Origin of the sequence: Nocardia sp. NPDC057272, from assembly GCF_042668615.1 — a bacterium.
Classification (GTDB): Bacteria; Actinomycetota; Actinomycetes; order Mycobacteriales; family Mycobacteriaceae; genus Nocardia.
This window is the reverse complement of sequence record NZ_JBHUYK010000020.1, coordinates 54,079-72,812: the sequence shown is the minus strand read 5'-3', so window position 1 is coordinate 72,812 and position 18,734 is coordinate 54,079. Positions and strand designations below refer to the sequence as shown.

Annotated in this window: 16 protein-coding genes; 5 read left to right on the top strand and 11 right to left on the bottom strand. The window is 70.1% G+C overall.

Going from position 1 to position 18,734, the window contains the following annotated elements; genetic code table 11:
* Positions 1 to 32: 32 nt before the first annotated feature.
* From ftsW to ACFULV_RS24365, 11 genes are all read right to left on the bottom strand, one after another.
* The gene (ftsW, locus tag ACFULV_RS24415) at positions 33 to 1,526 is read right to left on the bottom strand and encodes a putative lipid II flippase FtsW (RefSeq protein WP_378636688.1); all 1,494 of its coding nucleotides are present in this window, start codon (positions 1,524 to 1,526) and stop codon (positions 33 to 35) included.
* Positions 1,527 to 1,571: 45 nt separating this feature from the next.
* Positions 1,572 to 3,008 carry a UDP-N-acetylmuramoyl-L-alanine--D-glutamate ligase gene (gene murD, locus ACFULV_RS24410; protein ID WP_378636836.1) on the bottom strand — a complete coding sequence of 479 codons (1,437 nt, stop codon included), beginning with the start codon at positions 3,006 to 3,008 and terminating at the stop codon, positions 1,572 to 1,574.
* Positions 3,009 to 3,058: 50 nt separating this feature from the next.
* Positions 3,059 to 4,135, bottom strand: coding sequence for a phospho-N-acetylmuramoyl-pentapeptide-transferase (mraY, locus tag ACFULV_RS24405; protein ID WP_101463569.1), 1,077 nt, complete (start codon positions 4,133 to 4,135; stop codon positions 3,059 to 3,061).
* Entirely contained in the window at positions 4,132 to 5,628 is a 1,497-nt protein-coding gene (gene murF, locus ACFULV_RS24400) for a UDP-N-acetylmuramoyl-tripeptide--D-alanyl-D-alanine ligase (protein ID WP_378660479.1), read from the bottom strand. The genes mraY and murF overlap by 4 nt, the downstream gene beginning before the upstream one ends.
* Positions 5,625 to 7,214 carry a UDP-N-acetylmuramoyl-L-alanyl-D-glutamate--2,6-diaminopimelate ligase gene (locus tag ACFULV_RS24395; RefSeq protein WP_378660477.1) on the bottom strand — a complete coding sequence of 530 codons (1,590 nt, stop codon included), beginning with the start codon at positions 7,212 to 7,214 and terminating at the stop codon, positions 5,625 to 5,627. The genes murF and ACFULV_RS24395 overlap by 4 nt, the downstream gene beginning before the upstream one ends.
* 170 nt (positions 7,215 to 7,384) lie before the next feature.
* On the bottom strand, positions 7,385 to 9,262 hold the full coding sequence (locus ACFULV_RS24390) for a peptidoglycan D,D-transpeptidase FtsI family protein (RefSeq protein WP_378636680.1): 1,878 nt from the start codon (positions 9,260 to 9,262) through the stop codon (positions 7,385 to 7,387).
* Positions 9,259 to 10,287 carry a hypothetical protein gene (locus ACFULV_RS24385; RefSeq protein ID WP_378660475.1) on the bottom strand — a complete coding sequence of 343 codons (1,029 nt, stop codon included), beginning with the start codon at positions 10,285 to 10,287 and terminating at the stop codon, positions 9,259 to 9,261. Before ACFULV_RS24385 ends, ACFULV_RS24390 begins: the two co-directional genes overlap by 4 nt.
* Positions 10,284 to 11,282, bottom strand: coding sequence for a 16S rRNA (cytosine(1402)-N(4))-methyltransferase RsmH (gene rsmH, locus ACFULV_RS24380; protein ID WP_378636675.1), 999 nt, complete (start codon positions 11,280 to 11,282; stop codon positions 10,284 to 10,286). Before rsmH ends, ACFULV_RS24385 begins: the two co-directional genes overlap by 4 nt.
* A gap of 193 nt (positions 11,283 to 11,475) precedes the next feature.
* Positions 11,476 to 11,907: a division/cell wall cluster transcriptional repressor MraZ gene (gene mraZ, locus ACFULV_RS24375; protein WP_056816815.1), complete on the bottom strand. Its 432-nt coding sequence runs from the start codon at positions 11,905 to 11,907 to the stop codon at positions 11,476 to 11,478.
* A gap of 402 nt (positions 11,908 to 12,309) precedes the next feature.
* Entirely contained in the window at positions 12,310 to 12,738 is a 429-nt protein-coding gene (locus tag ACFULV_RS24370; RefSeq protein ID WP_378636672.1) for a DUF3040 domain-containing protein, read from the bottom strand.
* 125 nt (positions 12,739 to 12,863) lie between these two features.
* Entirely contained in the window at positions 12,864 to 13,313 is a 450-nt protein-coding gene (locus ACFULV_RS24365) for an SAV_6107 family HEPN domain-containing protein (protein WP_378660473.1), read from the bottom strand.
* Positions 13,314 to 13,430: 117 nt separating this feature from the next.
* Here ACFULV_RS24365 and ACFULV_RS24360 point away from each other — a divergent pair, with 117 nt between their 5' ends.
* From ACFULV_RS24360 to ACFULV_RS24340, 5 genes are all read left to right on the top strand, one after another.
* The gene (locus ACFULV_RS24360; RefSeq protein WP_378636667.1) at positions 13,431 to 14,057 is read left to right on the top strand and encodes a GNAT family N-acetyltransferase; all 627 of its coding nucleotides are present in this window, start codon (positions 13,431 to 13,433) and stop codon (positions 14,055 to 14,057) included.
* The gene (locus tag ACFULV_RS24355; RefSeq protein ID WP_378660470.1) at positions 14,054 to 15,619 is read left to right on the top strand and encodes a phytoene desaturase family protein; all 1,566 of its coding nucleotides are present in this window, start codon (positions 14,054 to 14,056) and stop codon (positions 15,617 to 15,619) included. The genes ACFULV_RS24360 and ACFULV_RS24355 overlap by 4 nt, the downstream gene beginning before the upstream one ends.
* 4 nt (positions 15,620 to 15,623) lie before the next feature.
* Positions 15,624 to 16,622, top strand: a complete 999-nt coding sequence (locus ACFULV_RS24350) for a carotenoid biosynthesis protein (RefSeq protein ID WP_378660468.1) — start codon at positions 15,624 to 15,626, stop codon at positions 16,620 to 16,622.
* A 146-nt stretch (positions 16,623 to 16,768) separates the two neighbouring features.
* The gene (locus tag ACFULV_RS24345; protein WP_378660581.1) at positions 16,769 to 17,524 is read left to right on the top strand and encodes an LppM family (lipo)protein; all 756 of its coding nucleotides are present in this window, start codon (positions 16,769 to 16,771) and stop codon (positions 17,522 to 17,524) included.
* 1 nt (position 17,525) lies between these two features.
* Positions 17,526 to 18,698: a glycosyltransferase family 2 protein gene (locus ACFULV_RS24340; RefSeq protein ID WP_378636659.1), complete on the top strand. Its 1,173-nt coding sequence runs from the start codon at positions 17,526 to 17,528 to the stop codon at positions 18,696 to 18,698.
* Positions 18,699 to 18,734 lie beyond the last annotated feature (36 nt).

The window sequence follows — 18,734 nt, the reverse complement described above, 5'->3', positions numbered from 1 at the left end:
TATCGAATTCGATCTCGCGAAAGCCTGCGTGGTCATGCGCCGCCGCCTCCGCCGGTCCGCCGTTTCACCGGGCGGTGTGGCATCGGGTAGGTCGGCTCCCATGCTCTTGTCGACCGTAGCGAACTCGTGCCGCGGCTTTCCGGCACCCGTCGCCTGCGGTCGGCGGGCGGCTGGCGGCGAGGGGCCTGACGTGGTCGTTCGGTGCGGGCGCGCGGCGCGACTTTGCGTGGCGCCGGCGGGGTGTACAGCTCGGGCACCGGTAGTCGGAGCAGCCTGCTGAGCCTGCCGTCCTGACCTGCCTTCAACGCCGACACCGCTTCGGGTTCGTGCCGGGCGGCGCTGGCGATGATGCCGAACATGAACAGCGTGATCGCCAGCGACGAACCACCGGCCGAGACGAGCGGCAACTGCAGACCGGTCACCGGCAGCAGCCCGACGACATAGCCGATGTTGATCAGCGCCTGCGCGGTGATCCAGGTGGTGGCGGTAGCGGTGAGCAGGCGCAGGAACGGGTCGACCGAGCGCAGTGCGATGCGGATACCCGCGTAGACGAACAGGGCGAGCAGCGCCAAGACCAGCATGCAGCCCAGGAAGCCGAGTTCCTCGCCGATGATGGCGAAGATGAAGTCGTTGTGCGAGTTGGGCAGGTAGCTCCACTTCGCGCGGCTCTGCCCGAGGCCGCGGCCCCAGATACCGCCGTCGGCGAGGGAGTACTTGGCTTGACGCGCCTGGTAGTTGACCCCCTGCGGATCGTCACCGGGATTGAAGAACGCGCGCACACGGTCGGAGCGGTACCCGGCCGAGAGTGCCAGCACGGAAGCGGCGACCAGGCCGGTCACCATGATCCCGACGAACAGTCGCGCCGGCAGCCCGCCGAACCACAGCAGCGCCATCAGCACGATGCCGAGGGCGATGGTGGTCGACAGGTTCGGCTCGAGCACCACCAGCAGGCACACCAGCAGACCGGCGGGCACCAGCGGCACCAGGATGTCCTTGAGCTGGGCGCCCCGGCGCGAGGCGAGCAGATGCGCACCCCACACGATCAGGGTCACCTTGACGACCTCGGAGGGCTGGATCGACAGCGGGCCGATGTCGAACCAGCGTCGCGCGCCGCCGTGGATCGAGCCGATGCCCGGGATGAGCACCAGCACCAACGCGAGCACCGAGATGCTGAAGATCGGGAACGACCACTGGCGCAGGAACCGCAGCGGCAACCGCAACGCCACATAGAAGGCGATGGCACCGAGCCCGGCGAACATGGCCTGCTGGATGAACAATGCGTAGGCCGAACCACCACCGGCGTAGGCCTCGACGCTCGACGCCGACAGCACCATCACCAGACCCAGGACGGTGAGCAGGGTCGCGATGGTGACGATCAGATGGAACGACGCGAGCGGCCGGGCCAACCACGCGCCGAAGCGCTCCCCCGCCCAATTCGGCTGCCCCGAACTCTTCCGGCGAGTACTCGCGCCCGCCTGGCCCTTACCGACCCGGCTGTCGTCCACGCTGCCCCGGCTCTTAACCACGCTGCCCCCTCTTGGGCGGTGACTGTTCGGCCGGGCGCGCCTTCGTCACAGCGCCCGCCCGATGTCACCATCTTCCAGTGCCGTCACCGCATCCACGAAACAGCGTCCGCGATGGGTGTAGTCGTCGTACATGTCGAGGGAAGCGGCCGCGGGCGCGAGCAGGACAGTGTCTCCGGCGCGAGCCAGACCCGCCGCGGCGCGCACCGCGCGGCCCATGACCGCCTCGGCTCGCTGCGATCTCGACGACTCCATGTCTGCATCGTCTCCCGCATCCAGCTCGATGACCGGGACTTCGGGTGCGTGTCGCGTCATCGCGGCGGCGATCACCGGCGCGTCGGCCCCGAACAGCACCGCGCCGACCAGCCGGTCACCGATCTCTTCGATCAGATCGTCGACACTTGCGCCCTTGAGCAGACCGCCCGCCACCCAGACCACCTGCGGGTGCGCCATGATCGCGGCGCGCGCGGCGTGCGGGTTGGTGGCCTTGGAGTCGTCGATGAACTCCACACCGCCGAGTTCGCGTACGAACGCGGTGCGGTGCGGGCCCACCTTGTGCTCGGCGAGACCTTCCTTGACGAACTGCGGCGCCACGTCGATGGCCCTGGTCAGCGCGGACGCGGCCAGCGCGTCGGCGATGCCCGCGGGTCCCGGCGGGCTGATGTCGCTGGTCTCGGCGAGGATCGCGGCCTTGGTGAAGGCGCGGTCGAGGAGCTTGCCGTCGACCACACCCAGCTCACCGTCGGCGGGGACACCGATCCGGAAGCCGACGGTGCGCCGCGCCTTGGCCTTGCGGGCCAGTGCGCCGGCGACCGGGTCGTCGAGGCCGACGACGCCGACACGACCGGTCAGCGCGCGGGCCTTCGCGGCGGCGTAGGCATCGAGACCGCCGTGCCAGTCCAGGTGATCCTCGGCGACATTGAGCACGACGCCCGCCTCGGGCCGCACCGACGGCGCCCAGTGCAGCTGGAACGAGGACAGCTCGACGGCGAGAACCTGCGGGCCGGGGTTGCGGCGCAGTGCGTCCAGGATCGGCAGGCCGATATTGCCGCAGGCCACGCTGGAGATGCCGGCGGCGCGCAGGATCGAGTGCGTCATCTGGGTGGTGGTGGTCTTGCCGTTGGTGCCGGTGATCACCAGCCATTTGCGGACCGGGCCGTAGATGCGGGCCTGATCGACCCACCAGGCGAATTCGACGTCGCCCCAGACGGGCACGCCCTCGGTGACCGCCGAGACCAGCACCGGCGAATCCGGCCGCCAGCCCGGGCTGGTGATCACGAGCGCGAACCGGCTCAGGTCGGCGCTTTCGAGTTCGACGCTGGTGGCGATCTCGAGGCCGAGTTCGGCGGCCTCGGCGAGCGCCTTCGCGCCGTTGTCGGTGACGACGGGGTGGGCGCCGATATCGCGCAGCGGTTCGATCAGCGAGCGCCCGGAGACGCCCCAGCCGGCGACGAGAACGTCACGGCCACGCAGGAATTCGAGCATGGGGCCCGGGGAACGCAGGGCGCGGGGCGAGTGTTCGACCATGTCTCTACTCACCCGACCTGTGACAGATATTCGCTGTAGAACAGGCCGAGGCCCACTGCGGCGGAGATGCCCGCCAAAATCCAGAACCGGATGATCACCGTGGTTTCGGCCCACTTACTCAACTCGAAGTGATGGTGGAACGGCGCCATCTTGAACAACCGATTGCGCGTGGTGCGGTACACCGCCACCTGCAGCATGACCGATGCCGCCTCGGCGACGAACAGCGCGCCGATCACGGCCATCAGCAGCTCGGTGCGGGTGGTGATCGACAGACCGGCGATCAGGCCGCCGAGTGCCAGCGAACCGGTGTCGCCCATGAAGATTCGCGCGGGCGCGGCGTTCCACCACAGGAATCCGATACACGCGGCGGCCGCGGCGGCACAGACCAAGGCCAGGTCCAGCGGGTCACGCACGTTGTAGCACCCGGCTTCGGGGCTGGTGGAGCAGGAGTTGCGGTACTGCCAGAAGGTGATGATCACGTACGCGCCGAGCAGCAGGCTCATCGAACCGGCCGCGAGACCGTCGAGGCCGTCGGTCAGGTTGACCGCGTTGGACCAGGCCACGACCAGGAACAGCACCCAGACGACGAAGATGATCGCGCCCATCGACACCGTGTTCCAGTCGCGCACGTACGACAGGTGCTTGCTGGCGGGGCTGAGCCCGTCGGTGCTGCGGAACTGCAGGGCCAGCACCGCGAAGATGACCGCCGCGGCGGTCTGCCCGATGTACTTGCCCGCGGCCGAGAGCCCGAGGTTGCGCTGCTTGCGCAGCTTGATGAAGTCGTCGAGGAAACCGACGACGCCGAGCGCGGTGGTGAGCCCGAGCACGAGCAGACCCGACGCCGTCGGGCCCTCCGCGTCGTAGCCGATGCCGATCAGGTGCGAGCCGAGATAACCCGCCCACATGCCGATCAGGATCGCGACACCGCCCATGGTCGGGGTGCCGCGCTTGGCCTGGTGACTGGCCGGGCCGTCGACCCGGATCTCCTGGCCGAAGCCCTGTCTGGCGAACACCCGAACCAGCAACGGCGTCAGCAGGATCGACACCGCCAGTGCGATCCCCGCCGCGAACAGAATTTGCCTCATCGAGCTGTATTACCTTCCGCTGCCCCGGTCAGGTGCTCGGCGACGGCCCACAGGCCCACCGCCTTCGACGCCTTGACCAGTACCACATCGCCTGCGGCGATCTCGTCGTCGAGCAGCGCGATCGCCGCGTCGATATCGGGAACGAGGATCGATTCCTCGCCCCATGAGCCTTCCATCACCGCTCCCTGGTGCATGCCGTGGGAGGGTCGTCCGGTGCCGACCACGATCAACCGGTCGACGTCGAGGCGCACGGCCAGGCGTCCGATCGCGTCGTGTTCGATCACCGAGGTGTCGCCGAGTTCGCCCATTTCACCGAGCACGGCCCAGCTGCGCCGGGGCTCGTCGGCCGATTTCGCCAGGGTGACCAGCGCTTTGAGCGCCGCGCGCACCGAGTCGGGGTTGGCGTTGTAGGAGTCGTTGATCACGGTGACGCCCGCGGGGGTGGTGGTCACGTCCATCCGGCGGACCGAGGCCGCGGTGGCGCCGGACAGCGCCTGGGCGACGGTGGCCAGATCGGCGCCGCATTCGAGAGCGACGGCAGCGGCGGCCAGGGCGTTGCCGACCTGGTGTTCGCCGTGCACAGCGAGTCGCACCGGGATCGATTCGCCGCCCACGCGCAGGGTGAAGTGGGCGCGGGCCTGGTCGTCGGTGACCACGTCGGTGGCGCGGATGTCGGCGTCACCGGACAGGCCGACCTTCACGACGCGCGCCTTGGTTCGCGACGCCATGGCCGCGACATTGGGGTCGTCGGCGTTGAGCACGGCCAGCCCCTCGGCGGGCAGTGCCTCGACGAGCTCGCCCTTGGCTTGCGCGATCGCCTCGCGGCTACCGAATTCGCCGAGATGGGCGGTGCCGACATTGAGCACGACACCGATCCGCGGCGGCGCGATGCGGGCCGCGGCGGCGATGTGGCCGACACCGCGAGCCGACAGTTCGAGCGCGAGGAACTTGGTGTCCAGGCCGGCGCGCAGAGCCGTCCACGGGTGGCCGAGTTCGCTGTTGAACGAGCCGGGCGGGGCGATGACCGAACCCAGCGGCGCCAGCACGGCGGCCAGCAGATCCTTGGTCGAGGTCTTGCCGGAGGACCCGGTGACGCCGATGACGGTGAGACCGGTGCGCTCGGCCAGCCTCTCGGTGCTGACCCGCGCCAGCTCGGCCAGCGCGGCCAGCACGGCCGCGCCGGAACCGACGCTGTCATCGTGGCTCAGCGCCACCGACGTCCCCGGAACCGCACCGAGGTCGGGGGCCACCACAATGGCGGGCACGCCGACCGGGCGGGCAGCGAGTACCGCGACCGCCCCGGCGGCGACCGCCTTCGCGGCGAAGTCGTGTCCGTCGGAGTTGGCGCCGGGTAGGGCGAGGAACAGATCGCCGGAACCGATTCGGCGCGAATCGAATTCGACCGAACCGGTCACCAGTGCCTGGGGGTCGGGTACGTCGTGCAGCTCGCCGCCGACGACGTCCGCGATCTCCCGCAGTGTCATCTCGATCATGAAACTGTCAAGTCCTCCGAGTCCGTGTGCGGACTGTGTCGTATCCGCAGGGCATCCAGCGCCGCCGCGACCACCTCGCGGTCGTCGAAGGGATGCTTGACGCCCTTGATCTCCTGGCCCGCCTCGTGGCCCTTGCCCGCGACGAGCACCACATCGCCCGCGCGCGCCCAGGCGATGGCCGCGGCGATGGCCGCCGCGCGGTCACCGATCTCACGGATCTCGCCGCGGTCGGTGGCCGGGAGTTCGTGCGCACCGGCCACCACGGCGGACCTGATGGCCGCCGGGTCCTCGGTGCGTGGGTTGTCGTCGGTGACGATCACCAGGTCGGCGCGGGCCGCCGCGGCGCCCATGAGCGGGCGTTTGGCCACGTCACGGTCGCCACCGGCGCCGAGCACGACAGCCAGCCTGCCCGTACCCGCTTCGACGAGGTGGCCGCGCAGGGTGGTGACCACGGACTCGATGGCGGCGGGCTTGTGCGCGTAGTCGACGACGGCGAGGAAGTCCTGGCCGCGCTCGACGCGCTGCATCCGGCCCGGCACGTCCACGACGGCCAGCGCCGGAGCTGCGATCGCCGGATCGACGCCTGCCGCGGCGCACGTGGCGACGGCCAGCAGCGCGTTGGCGACGTTGTAGCGGCCGGGCAGGCGCAGGGACACCGTCAGTTCGCCGTCGGGTCCGGCAGCGGTGAATTCCTGCTCGCCACCGGTGGTCTTGATGTCACCGCTGACCTGCCAGGTCGCCGCGCCGGTGGTCGACACGGTGACCGGCTCGACCAGATCACCGGCCAGGCGGGTGCCCCATTCGTCGTCGACGCAGATCACCGCGGTGCGCGCGGCAACCGGCGAATCCGCGTCGAACAGCCGACGTTTCGCGGCGAAGTAGTCCTCGAAGTCCTTGTGGAAGTCGAGATGGTCCTGCGACAGGTTGGTGAACGCGCCGACCGCGAACCGCACGCCGTCGACCCGGCCCAGCGCGAGCGCGTGGCTCGACACCTCCATCACGACCGCGTCGACACCCTGCTCGACCATCGCGGCGAACATCGCGTGCAGCTGCGGCGCCTCGGGCGTGGTGAGCGCACTCGGCACCCGCTGCCCGCCGATCCGCGTTTCGATGGTGCCGATCAGCCCGGTGGACAGTCCGGCCGCGGCCAGACCGGCTTCCACCAGATACGAAGTGGTCGTCTTACCCGAGGTGCCGGTGATGCCGACGATGCGCAGCCGATCGCTGGGGTGGCCGTAGATTTCGGCGGACAGCTCGCCGAGTACCGCACGGGGCTGCTCGCGCACCAGCACAGGCACCGCGACGTCACCGATCAGCTCGGCGCCCGCGGCATCGGTGAACACGGCGACCGCGCCGTTCGCGATCGCGTCGGCGGCGAATCGGGCGCCGTGCGAGTTCGCGCCGGGGAGCGCGGCGAACAGGTCTCCGGCGCGCACCGCGTTGGATCGTTGCTCGATGCCGGTGACCATCACCTCGGCGGACGCCGGGGGCACCGACGTGGCACCGGTGAGGTCCGCCACGGCCTGCAGCGACGTCGACAGCGGAGTGGTTGGCCGGAGCGCGTGCGGGCTGGACTGCGCGGGCACAAGGCTCCTCTCTGAGAGTGATCGAGCGCGTGGGCGAGACGAGCAGTCAGGTTACCGACGCGCGGTGTCGGTCGGACAACGCGGGTTGAGTTAATCGGTGTTCTCGGCCCGCCCGCCGCCGGACTGAGCGGAAGGTGCGACGAAGGGGCCGAGAACTGCGGCACCAGCCGTTATGACACCGCCTCCAGCACCAGTCGCTTGGCCTCCGGGGAGGGCGGCACCCGGTCGCGCTGCAACGCCCAGGAGGCGATGCTGTGGAACAGCGGTGCGGCCGAGCCGCCCCCGGTGCCGTCGGAGCTGCGCACGGGCGCGTCGAGCATCATGCCGATCACGTAACGGGGGTTGTCGGCGGGCGCCATCCCGGCGAACGTGCTGTAGAACGACGAGGTCGAATAGCAACGGCACGCGGGGTCGACCTTCTGCGCGGTGCCGGTCTTGCCCGCCACCTGGTACCCCTCGATCGAGGCGGGCGCGCCGGTGCCCATCTGGACGCCCATCGGGTCCTTCTGCACGGTCGCCTGGAACAGCTCACGCAGGGTGTGCGCGGTCTGCGGGCTGACCACGCGCACGCCGTCGGGCTGCAACTCCTCGGTGCGGGTGCCGTCGGGGGCGACCTTGGCCTTGACGATGCGCGGCGGGATCCGCAGGCCGTCGTTGGCGATGGCCTGGTACATGGCCGTCATCTGCAGGGTCGTCATCGAGAGCCCCTGACCGATGGGCAGATTCGCGAAGGAACCGCCGGACCACTGGTCGCGGGCGGGTACCTGGCCGCCGCTCTCGCCGGGCAGGCCGACGCCGGTGCGCTGGCCGAGCCCGAAGCGGGTGACCATGTCGGCGAAGCGGTCCTCGCCCACGCGCTGGGCCAGCATGAGAGTGCCGACGTTGGAGGACTTTCCGAAGATGCCGGTGGTCGTATAGGGCGCGACGTCGTGCTGCCACGCGTCGTTCACCGTGACGCCCGACATCCGGATCGAGCCCGGCACCTGGAGTACTTCGTCAGGGGTGGTCACGCCGTATTCGATGGCGGCCGCCGCGGTGATGATCTTGTTCACCGAGCCGGGTTCGAAGGGTTCGGAGACCGAGGGGTTGCCCATCTTGCCCGAGGCCCAATGGTTCGGGCCCAGTGCGGGGTTGAAGGTACCGTCGTTGGCCATCGCGAGCACCTGGCCGGTCTTGGCGTCGAGCACAACGGCCGAGGCGGAGGACGCGCCGGACACCTGTTTGGCCTGTTGCACCTGCTGCTGCACGTAGTACTGCAGGTCCGCGTCGAGAGTCAGCTCGACGCCGTAGCCGTTCACCGCCGGCTGCAGATCCCGGTAACTGCCGGGGATCACCGCACCGTCGGAACCCTGGTCGTAGGTGCGCGAACCGTCGGTACCCGACAGCACCGAGTCCAGCGCCGATTCCAGCCCCATCTGACCGTGCCGATCGCCGCCGATCGCGCCGACGACATTGGACGCCAGCGAGCCACCCGGGTACTCGCGCAGGTCCTGCCGTTCGGCACCGACCTCCGGGAACTTGGCGGTGATCTCGGCAGCCACGCGCGGATCGACGTTCTTGGCCAGATAGTGGAACTTCTTGTCGCTCTTGAGCTTGTCGAGCAGTTCCTGCTCGGTGGGCGCGCCGAGCTTCTCGTGGATGAACTTCGCGATGTCCTTCAGCCGCTGTTCGGGGTCCGGCGCACTGGGCTTCAGCTTCTTGGCTTCGACCATTTTCTCGCGCTCCGTCACCGGCTGGAAGGTCAGAGCTTTCACGGTGAGGGTGAAGGCGAGCTGGTTGCCGTGCCGGTCGGTAATGGGGCCGCGCACGGCCGCCTCGGTGGCCTTGATGGTGCGCTGCGAGGCCGCCTGCGCCGACAGCGCGGGAGCGGCGAGACTCTGAATGTAGAGCAGCTGCAACGCGACCACGGCCAACGTGGCCAGCAGGGTGACCCGGCCGACGCCGAGGCGCAGGCGGATCGGCCGGTCCGGCGAGAGCGAGCCTGCGCGGCGGGCCCTCGACGAGACCGGCCCGCGTCGCTGCTGCGACGCGGGCCCGCTCTGCTTCATCGAGGACCATCCTGCGATTCGACAACCTGCGGCTGTTCACTAGGCGGTCCGGCCGAAGGGGCCCGTAGTCCGGGGGCCGGAGCCACCGCACCCGGTAACGGCGCACCGGCGGGAATCGGCGGGTCGGCCACGACACCCGGTGCGAGCGCGGGCGTGTCGGCCGAGACCAGTGGTTCACCCTGACCCGCGACGTCGATGCGATCGGGCACCGTCGCCGGGGCGAGCGGGGCCGGGGCAGCGCCGTCCACCGGAGCGGGGGCTTCACCGTTCGCCGCCGGTGCCTGACCGTTCGCCGGAGCGGGGACGGCCGCGTCGACCGGGGCCGGAGCGACCGCGGGCTGCGGCGCGTTCACGGTGGGGGCCGTCGGCGCGGGCGGAGACGCGAGCACGTTCGCCGGAACGCTGTTGGGCGCGGCACCGTTGGGCGCGCTCGGACTCGCGGTGGCCGCACCCGGCTGCACCGGGACGACCCGCTCGCCCTGCGCCTGGGCGTGTCCCGGCGCCGGGGTGTTCGGGGCGGTGGTGGGCGGACCGTTGAGCGGCGGCACCGGCGCACCCTGCGCGGGCGTCGGGTTACCGATCACGGTGACCTCGCCGTCGGCGCCGATCACCAGCCGGGCCGGATCCTTCGCGGGGATCATGCCGAGCTCACGTGCACGGGCGGCCAATTCGGGAGCGGAGTCGGCGGCGGCGACCTCGCGCTGCAGCGCGGCCCGCTCGTCGTCGAGCTTGCGGTTGACCGCCCTGGCGTCACCGAGCTGGTAGCTGTCCTCGGCGGCACGGGTGGTGAGCAACAGGGTCAGGGCGAGGCCGCAGCCGAGCAGTCCGATGATCGCGGTGACGAACGGGATCCGCCCCGCCATCGTCGAGGACGGTTCGGGCAGTTCGATGCCGTCGAGCAGCTGTTCCCTGGTGCGCTTGCGGGCATAGGCCCGCTGTGCCGCACCGGACTTCACCCGTTCGGCCGCCTCCACGCGCCGGGCCGCTTTGCTCGGCACCGCGACTGTGCTCGTCCGCACGCTCATCGTGTCCCCTCCTGTGTCCTCCCTGACCTCTCCGCGATTCGTTCGGCCGCGCGCATCCGCACCGGCGCGGATCGCGGATTGACCTCGATCTCGGACTCGGTCGCTTTTTCCGCTCCACGGGTCAGCATCCGGAATTCCGGTCCCATGCCGGGCAGTTCGACCGGCAGGTCCATCGGCGACCGGGACACGATCCGTGGCGCGAGTTCGTGCTTGACCAGCCGGTCTTCGAGCGACTGGTACGACATGACGCAGATCCGTCCGCCCACACGCAGTGAATCCAGTGCCGCGGGCAGGGCCGCCCGCAGCGAGTCGAGCTCACCGTTGACCTCCACCCGCAGCGCCTGGAACGAGCGCTTGGCCGGATGCCCGCCGGTGCGGCGCGCCGCGGCCGGAATGGTCGCGTAGAGCACCTCGACGAGTTCGGCGCTGGTGGCGAACGGCTTGACCGCCCGCCTGCGCAGCACCTCCGAGGCGATCTTGCCCGCGAACCGTTCGTCGCCATAGGTTTTCAGCACCCTGGCCAGGTCGCCGTGGCTGTAGGTGTTGAGCACGTCGGCCGCGGTGATCCCGGTGGTCGGGTCCATGCGCATGTCCAGCGGTGCGTCGACGGAGTACGCGAAGCCGCGTTCGGCCTCGTCGAGCTGCATCGAGGACACGCCCAAATCCATGAGGATGGCTGAGACGGAACCGGTTTCGTCGAGCCCCGCTTCGGCCAGGGCCGCGGGGATGCCGTCGTATCGGGTGTGTACCAGCGTGATCCGGTCGGCGTAGGGCGCCAGGCGCTCGCCTGCCATGCGCAACGCGGTGGTGTCGCGGTCGAGACCGACCAGCCGCGCTTGCGGGTAGGTGCGCAGGAAATGCTCGGCGTGCCCGCCCAATCCGAGGGTCGCGTCGATGTAGACGGCGCCCGGTTCGCTCAGCGCGGGGCCGAGCAGATCGTCGGCGCGCTCGAGCAGAACCGGCACATGACGGGGGTTCTCGGCGTCATGGTTCACCTCGACCTCCCGGGATACTGCCTCGCGTCGCAGACGGATCGCCGTGCCACACAGTGCTTTTCGAATGAGTGCTTGTCGAACGAGTTGATGCGAATGCTTCGAGGTCTCTGACCGGGGCAAGGCACCTGGCGTCGGGGAAGTACGTCAGGGTCCACGCCCGGGCAGAGGCCTCGCAGCACTCGCGTGCTCCGGGTCAGAAGATTCCGCCCAGCGACTCGTCTCCGGCTTGCGCGTAGTCCTCCTCGTGTTCTTCGAGGTAGGTCTCCCACGCCTGCTTATCCCATATTTCGAGGAAGTCGACCGAACCGATCACCACGCAATCCCGCGAGAGGTTCGCATAGCGCCGATGGTCCGGCGACAGCGTGATCCGGCCCTGCGCGTCCGGACGTTGCTCGTCGGTGCCCGCCGCCAGCGCTCGGACGAAAGCCCTTGCCTGCGGGTTACTTCGGGACGCCGACGCGGCTCGCCGCGCGAGCGCGGTGAACTCGTCTTTCGGATACACGGCCAGGCTGTGGTCTTGGCCTTTCGTGACCATCAACCCTCCCGCCAGATCGTCTCGAAACTTCGCAGGCAACGTCAGCCGCCCTTTGTCGTCCAATCGGGGGGTGTAGGTACCGAGGAACATCTCGGCCACCTCCCTACTGGATTCACCTCGCCGTACGGCCTCTCCTGTAGTGCGCGACCCACATTACCCCACTTTCCCCCACTTTCAATCGAAACCCTGAGTGATCCTGCTCCCCGCCAACACAATTCCGCAGGTCATCCCAGCTATCACTGAGATTCGCGGTTATCCCGTGTTCGGGCAACCCGCGCGGGTCGGCAACCCCTCGTTCCGACAACGTTCAGCAAACATCGCAGGTGCGACGTCGGCCGAGTGACCGGGTGGGGGAAGTGTGGGGAGCGGTGGGGAAGGTGGGGGAACCGCCCTGGCCTGCCGTTCTGACAGTCAGCACGCCCGTAGACGCACGAAAGCGGCGCCACACCCGTACTGGATGTGGCGCCGCCAACGTAGTCGGCTAGGTCTGAGCTATTCCTGCTCGAACCGTCGCCGGAATCGGTCTTCCATTCGCTCGGAGAAGCCGCCGGACTTGCGCTGGCGACCACCACGGGCCGGGTGCCCCGTGGTCGGGCCGCTGCCCGCCGCGGGAGGCTCGGTCGCGTCCGGTCGGGCGGCGCGACGCGAGTTGCCGATCATCAACAGGACACCAGCGCCGAACATGGCGATGAATCCGACGAGACTGATGATCGGGAAACCGCCCGGCTTGAACGGGGCGGCGATGCCGGCGACGAGCAGAAAAAGGCCGACGGCGAACAACGCCGCAGCTTGGAGTCTGCGTCGACTCGACGTGGAGCGAAGACGTCCGCCGCGGACGGACGAGGCGAACTTCGGATCCTCAGCATAGAGAGCGCTCTCGATCTGTTCGAGCATGCGCTGCTCGTGCTCGGAGAGTGGCACGGTACCTCCCCCGGCACTAGGCGTGGCTGGTCGCCTCCGGGTAGGCGACGGGTAGCCGACCTTGGCGGCTATCTGCTCCCCATGATACGAGTTCGATCGGTGGCGTACCACCTACTCGGTCATAACTAAGCGGTCATGTCGCGGCCACGACTCGGCTGCGGGAGGCTCTTAGCCGCGGCTACCAGCGCATCGTCGACGTCGTAGAGGAATGCGCCCACCCGTGAGCAGAACTCGTCAGCTTGTGTGTCGGTGATCGCTCGGTCCAATCCGGCCTCCAACGCGGCCCGTAATTGCGAGTGCGCCTCGAAGTAGTCGGCCCACATCACGAACTCCGGGCTGGCGCGTCTCAGTAACACCCAGGCGCTACGCGACCGTGCTCGCGGCGCGCGATCGGCGCCGGTGAGCGCGATCATCGAGCCGGCGCCGCGCAGCGCGGCCAGGTACGCGGTACGGAACCGCTCCCCCGGTTCGTGCTCCCAGGCGGAATCGGTGAGCAGCGCATCGGCCTGGCGTAGTAGTCCGCCGGCGCGCCCGTCGTGGCCCGCGCGCGCTCGACCATCGTTGTGACCAGCCATCTGCTGCCCCTTTCGCCCCTCGCACTGATCGAACTAACATTCGAACGTTTGAATTGAGATTGAATATAGGGACACCCACCGACAACTTTCCGCGTCCGCGCGCCATCGACGAGAGCCATGACAGCCGTCAAGCCGAATCACACCCCCGCACCCGTCATCGTCGACCTCAGCGTCGCCGCCCTGCGCGCACGCCTGCACGACGCCCTGTCGGTCTATGTCGCCGCCATGGACTACCCCCGTGGCACCGAACATCACCGCGCCCCGATGTGGACCGAACACACCACCAGGGCCGGCTGGCGGGCGGTGGCCGCGGTGCTGCCCGACGACGCGGGCGGCGTCGACCTGCGCACCGCGCCGATCCTGGCGATCGCCTACGGGTACAGCGGTGCGCCGCGGCAGTGGTGGCACCAGCAGGTACAGACCGGCATGCGGCGCTGCGGATGGCCCGATGCCGCAGCCCGTGACCTGCTCGCCGACTATTTCGAACTCACCGAGCTGCACGTCCACCCGGCGGCGCAGGGCCGTGGGATCGGCGCGCGCCTGCTCGAGCGGCTGCTGGCCGACCGCGCCGAGGCCGCGGTGCTGCTGTCGACCCCGGAAGTCCCGGAGGAGGCGAACCGGGCCTGGAAGTTGTACCGGCGGGCCGGATTCACCGATGTGATCCGCAATTTCGTGTTCGCGGGCGATACCCGGCCGTTCGCCATCCTCGGGCGCAGGCTGCCGATGCCGCCCACGCGCCCATGACGACGGTGGTGGTCGGATCCGGCCACAACGCGCTGGTCGCGGCCTGTTATCTGGCCCGGGCCGGGCACCGGGTGCAGGTGCTGGAGCGCGACGAGGTGCCCGGTGGCGCGGTGTCGACGGTGGCACGATTCCCCGGCCATCTCGTTGATCGTGGATCTTCGGCGCACATCATGATCCGGCACACCGGGATCATCGAGGAGCTCGAGCTCGAACGGTTCGGGTTGCGCTATCTCGACTGTGATCCATGGGGCTTCACACCGTCCGACGGTGCGCGCCCGCCGATCGTGTTCCACCGTGATCTCGACGAGACGTGCGCCTCGATCGCGGCCGCCTGCGGTGTCAAGGACGCTGACGCATATCGCCGCTTCGTCGAGGTGTGGGGCGAGCGCAGCGCACGGGTGATGCGGTCGTTCGGCGGGCCGCCGACGCCGGGCAGGCTCGTTCGCTCGTTCTGGGGGCTGGACGCGCGGGCCGGCGGATCGGCGTTGTCACGGGAGTTCCTGCAGTCCGGTGACGCGCTACTGGACTTCTGGTTCGACGACGAACGGCTCAAGGCGTCGCTCGCGTGGTTCGGCGCGCAGTCGGGTCCGCCGATGTCGGAGCCGGGGACGGCGCCGATGGCCGGGTTCGCCGCGCTCATGCACACACTGCCGCCCGGGCGTGCGGTGGGTGGGAGTGGGGCGCTCAGCGCGGCGTTGATCGCGCGCCTGCGGGCCGACGGTGGCGAGCTGCACACCGGCGACGCCGTCACCTCGCTGCGCCGATCCGGCACCGGGTGGCAGGTGACGACCGAATCGGGCCGGACACTGCACGCCGACACGGTGATCGCGGGCTCCCATATCCTGTCCACGCTCGACCTGTTGCGCGCGGGCGATTTCGACCCCCGGGTCCTCGACGACTGGCAGCGCCGCATCCGGGTCGGCCCCGGCATCGGCATGGTGGTGCGCCTGGCCACCGACCGGCTACCCGAATACCCCGGCGCCTCCCCCGCCGAATCCGCCCGTGGTCTGCAGTTTCTCGTCTCCGACCGCCGACAGCTTCGACTGGCTCACGGCGCCGCCATGGCCGGTTCGCTGCCGCCACGCCCGGTGGTGCTGGCGATGAGTTTCAGCGCGCTCGACCCGTCCATCGCACCCGCGGGCGAACATCAGCTGTCGCTGTGGGCGCAGTGGCATCCCTACGAACTCGCCGACGGCGGCGACTGGGCAGCACACGCCGAGCACGAGGCGGACCGGATCATCGCCGAGGTCGAGCGGTACGCCCCGGGTTTCACTTCGTCGGTGCTCCAGCGATTCGTGCAGACGCCGGTCGATCTCGAGCGGGAGATGGGACTGCGCGGCGGCAACGTCATGCATGTGGAGATGTCCCTCGATCAGATGATGCTGTGGCGGCCGCTGCCCGAGCTGTCGGACCAGCGCGTCCCCGGCGCTCCCGGCCTGTACCTCACCGGCGCATCCACCCATCCGGGCGGCGGAGTCTCCGGAGCCAGCGGGCGCAGCGCGGCCCGCCTGGTCCTCGGCGACGGGCGCAAGCGCCGGTTCACGCCGCTGCGCAAGCGATGAAGGCATGCCCGCCACACCGCCGGAGTCGGCATCACGGCAGCTCCGGCCCGGCAGTTCGGCAGCATCGATGACCGGCACGGTCCTCGACACAGGTCGTCGTACCCTCGCCGCGATCCGCGCCTGGTTACGCGCCGACCCACGCCGCGCGATACCGGCCGTGGCCGCGCTGGCACTGGTGCTCGTGCAGATTACGTACCCGTTGAGCGCGGGGGTGGCGCGCGACCGGATCACCGTCGCGGTCGTGGTGCTGTCCGCCTCGACCGCCCTGCTGCACGCGGCGACCACTCGCGGATTGCGGTGGGCCGCCGGGTTCTTCGTCGTCGTGTCCGGGCTGGGGCTCACCGCCGAAATCGTCGGCACCGCGACCGGATTCCCGTTCGGCAGCTACGCCTACGCCGTCGATCGGCTCGGGCCCGCGTTCGCCGATGTGCCGCTGGCCGTGCCGTTGGCGTGGACCGGCGGGCTGTACCCGATCTGGATCGTCGCGGGCATGCTCGTGTCCCGTGCGCACCTGTCGGGCGCCTCCATCACGCACAGCCCCGGTCGGTCCGCATCCACGCATGCCCAGCCACCCAGCGCGTCGGGCGCTCGGCTGCTCAGCGGGTCGAATGCCGGGCGCCTGGGGCTGTTCGTCCTCGGCGCGGTCGGCTGGGATCTGTTCCTCGATCCGCAGATGGTGGCCGACGGCCAATGGACCTGGTCGGTCACCGACGCGGGCCTGCCCGGCATCCCCGAGATCCCGTACACCAACTACCTGGGCTGGGCGCTCGTCGCTGTGGTCATGGCAGTGATTCTCACCCTGCTCGATCATTTCCTGCCGCCGCCGCGCGACCCGTCGGTGGCGGTCCCGGTCGCGGTGTTCGCGTGGACCTGGCTCGGCTCGGCCCTCGCGCACGCGGTGTTCCTCGGCCTTCCCGCGTCGGCCATCTGGGGTTTCCTCGGTCTCGGTGTGCTCGGAATCCCGTTGTTTCTGCGTGCGCGGGCCGCACGACGCGCGTTCTGAGCGGCCGACCCCGCCGCGACACACCCCGATTCGGGGCGAAAATGCCTGATGGGCGCGGGTGGGCGGTGAGTGCTGGGCCCGTCGTGTGGGCTCTCGGGCCTGAGCCTGGCACGATGTCAACCGTGCAGCCGAGTCCCGTCGCCGACATGCCCGCTCCTTCGCCGCGTCGTTCCGTGCCCGCGCGGCGCGTCGCGGCCGTTGCCGTCCTGCTGGCACTGCTCGTGCCCGCGCTGGCCGGGTGCCTGCGCGTGCAGGTGTCGATGGGGGTGTCGTCGAACGATCGCGTGTCGGGGCGGATCGTCGCCGCGGTGGTGCCGACGGGGCCCGACGACAAGGGGCCGCAGCTGAAGGCGCCGGAGCAGCTGGCGGCGAAGGTGCGGGTGGAGAACTACAACCAGGACGGGTACGTCGGCACCCAGGTGTTCTTCGACGATCTGTCCTTCGGCGAGGTCGGCCAGCTCGGTGGCCTGTCGGATCAGACACAGGGCATGTTCACGCTCGAATTCCAGCGCAGCGGCGATCTGGTGAGTCTCACCGGGCGGGTCGATCTGGAATCGGTGCCGCCGCACGGGTCGGACGTGCAGTTCTCCGTTGCGTTCCCGGCCCGCGTCGCCAAGACCAACGGCACCCGTGAGACCACCGACAGCGAGAACACGGTGTCGTGGAAGCTGCCCGCGGGCGAGGTGTCGACCCTGCGTGCCGAGGTGAAGTACGCCGACCCCAACACCCGCTCGTTCGCGGGCTGGGCGGGCATCGTCGGCGGCATCACCCTCGCGGTGGCCGCGCTGATCGCGGGCCTGGCGTTCCGCGATCGCAACCCCGGCCCGCCCAACGCACCGCGCGGCGGTTTCTCCCCCTCGGAGATGTGGCGCGAAATCTCCAGTCGCAGACTGGGCCGCTGACATGAGCGCGGCGGCCCGCTACCTGACCTGGGCGGGCACCGGTCTGGCCGCGCTCGGCGCGGCCACCGCCGCCTACAACCTGGTCACCTTGCGCACCCTGCCACGCGGGGTCGCCGGCGTGATCGAACCGGTCACGGTGTGCGTCCCCGCCCGCGACGAATCGCAGCGCCTGCCCGCGCTGATCGCCGACCTGCGCGCGCAGATCGGCGTCCCCCGCCTGAGCGTGCTGATTCTCGACGACGCGTCCACCGACGGCACCTACGAAGCCGCACTCGACGCGATCGCCGACGACGAGCGCTTCACCGTCCTGCGCTCGGCCGCCCACCCCGCCCCCGGCTGGACCGGCAAGGCCGCCGCGTGCGCGCGCCTGGCCGCCCGCACCGACGCGGCCGCCCTGGTGTTCATCGACGCGGACGTACGCTTGGCCCCCCACGCGATCGCCGCGGCGGTAACCGAATTACGCAGGCGCGGAGCAGGTCTGGTCTCGGCCTGGCCGAGACAGGACGCCGGTTCGACCGCCGAGCGCCTGATCCAGCCCCTGCTCGCCTGGTCCTGGGCTTCGACCCTGCCCGTCGGCCCCGCCAACCACAGCCTGCGCCCGTCCACCGCCGTAGCGTGCGGCCAGTTCCTGGCCGTCGACGCCGCGGCCTACCGCGCCGGCGGCGGCCACGCGGCCGTAGCGGCCAGCGCCACCGAGGACCTGGACCTGGCCCGCGCCATCCGCCGAGCAGGCCATCGCACCGCCCTGGTGACCGCGGGCCCCGCCGCGAGCACCCGAATGTATACCGGCACCACCGAACTCACCGACGGCTACACCCGCTGGCTGTGGTCGGCCTACGGCGGCCGCCGCGACACCGGCGCAGCCATCGGAATTCTCGCCGCCCTCGCCTACTGGATTCCCCCGCTGGCCGCGATCCTCGGCCGAGGCCGAACCCGCCGCGCGGGCCTGCTCGGCTACCTTGCTGCCGTCACCAGCCGCCTCACCGCCCGCACCATCGAAACCCGCAAGCCCCCCACCGGAACCGACCTCGCCTCAGCCGTGGCCCACCCCCTGTCAGTGGCCCACTACCTCAGCCTGTGGACCCGCTCCCACCACCGCCACCGCACCGGCCGCCTGCACTGGAAACAGCGCCCCCTGGTAACCCCCGAAGACCCGATAGCCCACCACGCCTGACCCGCAGTTCCGCGACGGCGCAGGCGCATCAGGGCC

Coding starts and splice junctions, on each gene's coding strand:
- mraZ (WP_056816815.1), bottom strand. CDS start 11,907: ATGTTCCTCGGTACCTACACCCCCCGATTGGACGACAAAGGGCGGCTG.
- ACFULV_RS24385 (WP_378660475.1), bottom strand. CDS start 10,287: ATGAGCGTGCGGACGAGCACAGTCGCGGTGCCGAGCAAAGCGGCCCGG.
- ACFULV_RS24355 (WP_378660470.1), top strand. CDS start 14,054: ATGACGACGGTGGTGGTCGGATCCGGCCACAACGCGCTGGTCGCGGCC.
- murF (WP_378660479.1), bottom strand. CDS start 5,628: ATGATCGAGATGACACTGCGGGAGATCGCGGACGTCGTCGGCGGCGAG.
- mraY (WP_101463569.1), bottom strand. CDS start 4,135: ATGAGGCAAATTCTGTTCGCGGCGGGGATCGCACTGGCGGTGTCGATC.
- ACFULV_RS24390 (WP_378636680.1), bottom strand. CDS start 9,262: ATGAAGCAGAGCGGGCCCGCGTCGCAGCAGCGACGCGGGCCGGTCTCG.
- ACFULV_RS24345 (WP_378660581.1), top strand. CDS start 16,769: ATGCCCGCTCCTTCGCCGCGTCGTTCCGTGCCCGCGCGGCGCGTCGCG.
- murD (WP_378636836.1), bottom strand. CDS start 3,008: ATGCTCGAATTCCTGCGTGGCCGTGACGTTCTCGTCGCCGGCTGGGGC.
- ACFULV_RS24350 (WP_378660468.1), top strand. CDS start 15,624: ATGCCCGCCACACCGCCGGAGTCGGCATCACGGCAGCTCCGGCCCGGC.
- ACFULV_RS24360 (WP_378636667.1), top strand. CDS start 13,431: ATGACAGCCGTCAAGCCGAATCACACCCCCGCACCCGTCATCGTCGAC.
- ACFULV_RS24365 (WP_378660473.1), bottom strand. CDS start 13,313: ATGGCTGGTCACAACGATGGTCGAGCGCGCGCGGGCCACGACGGGCGC.
- ACFULV_RS24340 (WP_378636659.1), top strand. CDS start 17,526: ATGAGCGCGGCGGCCCGCTACCTGACCTGGGCGGGCACCGGTCTGGCC.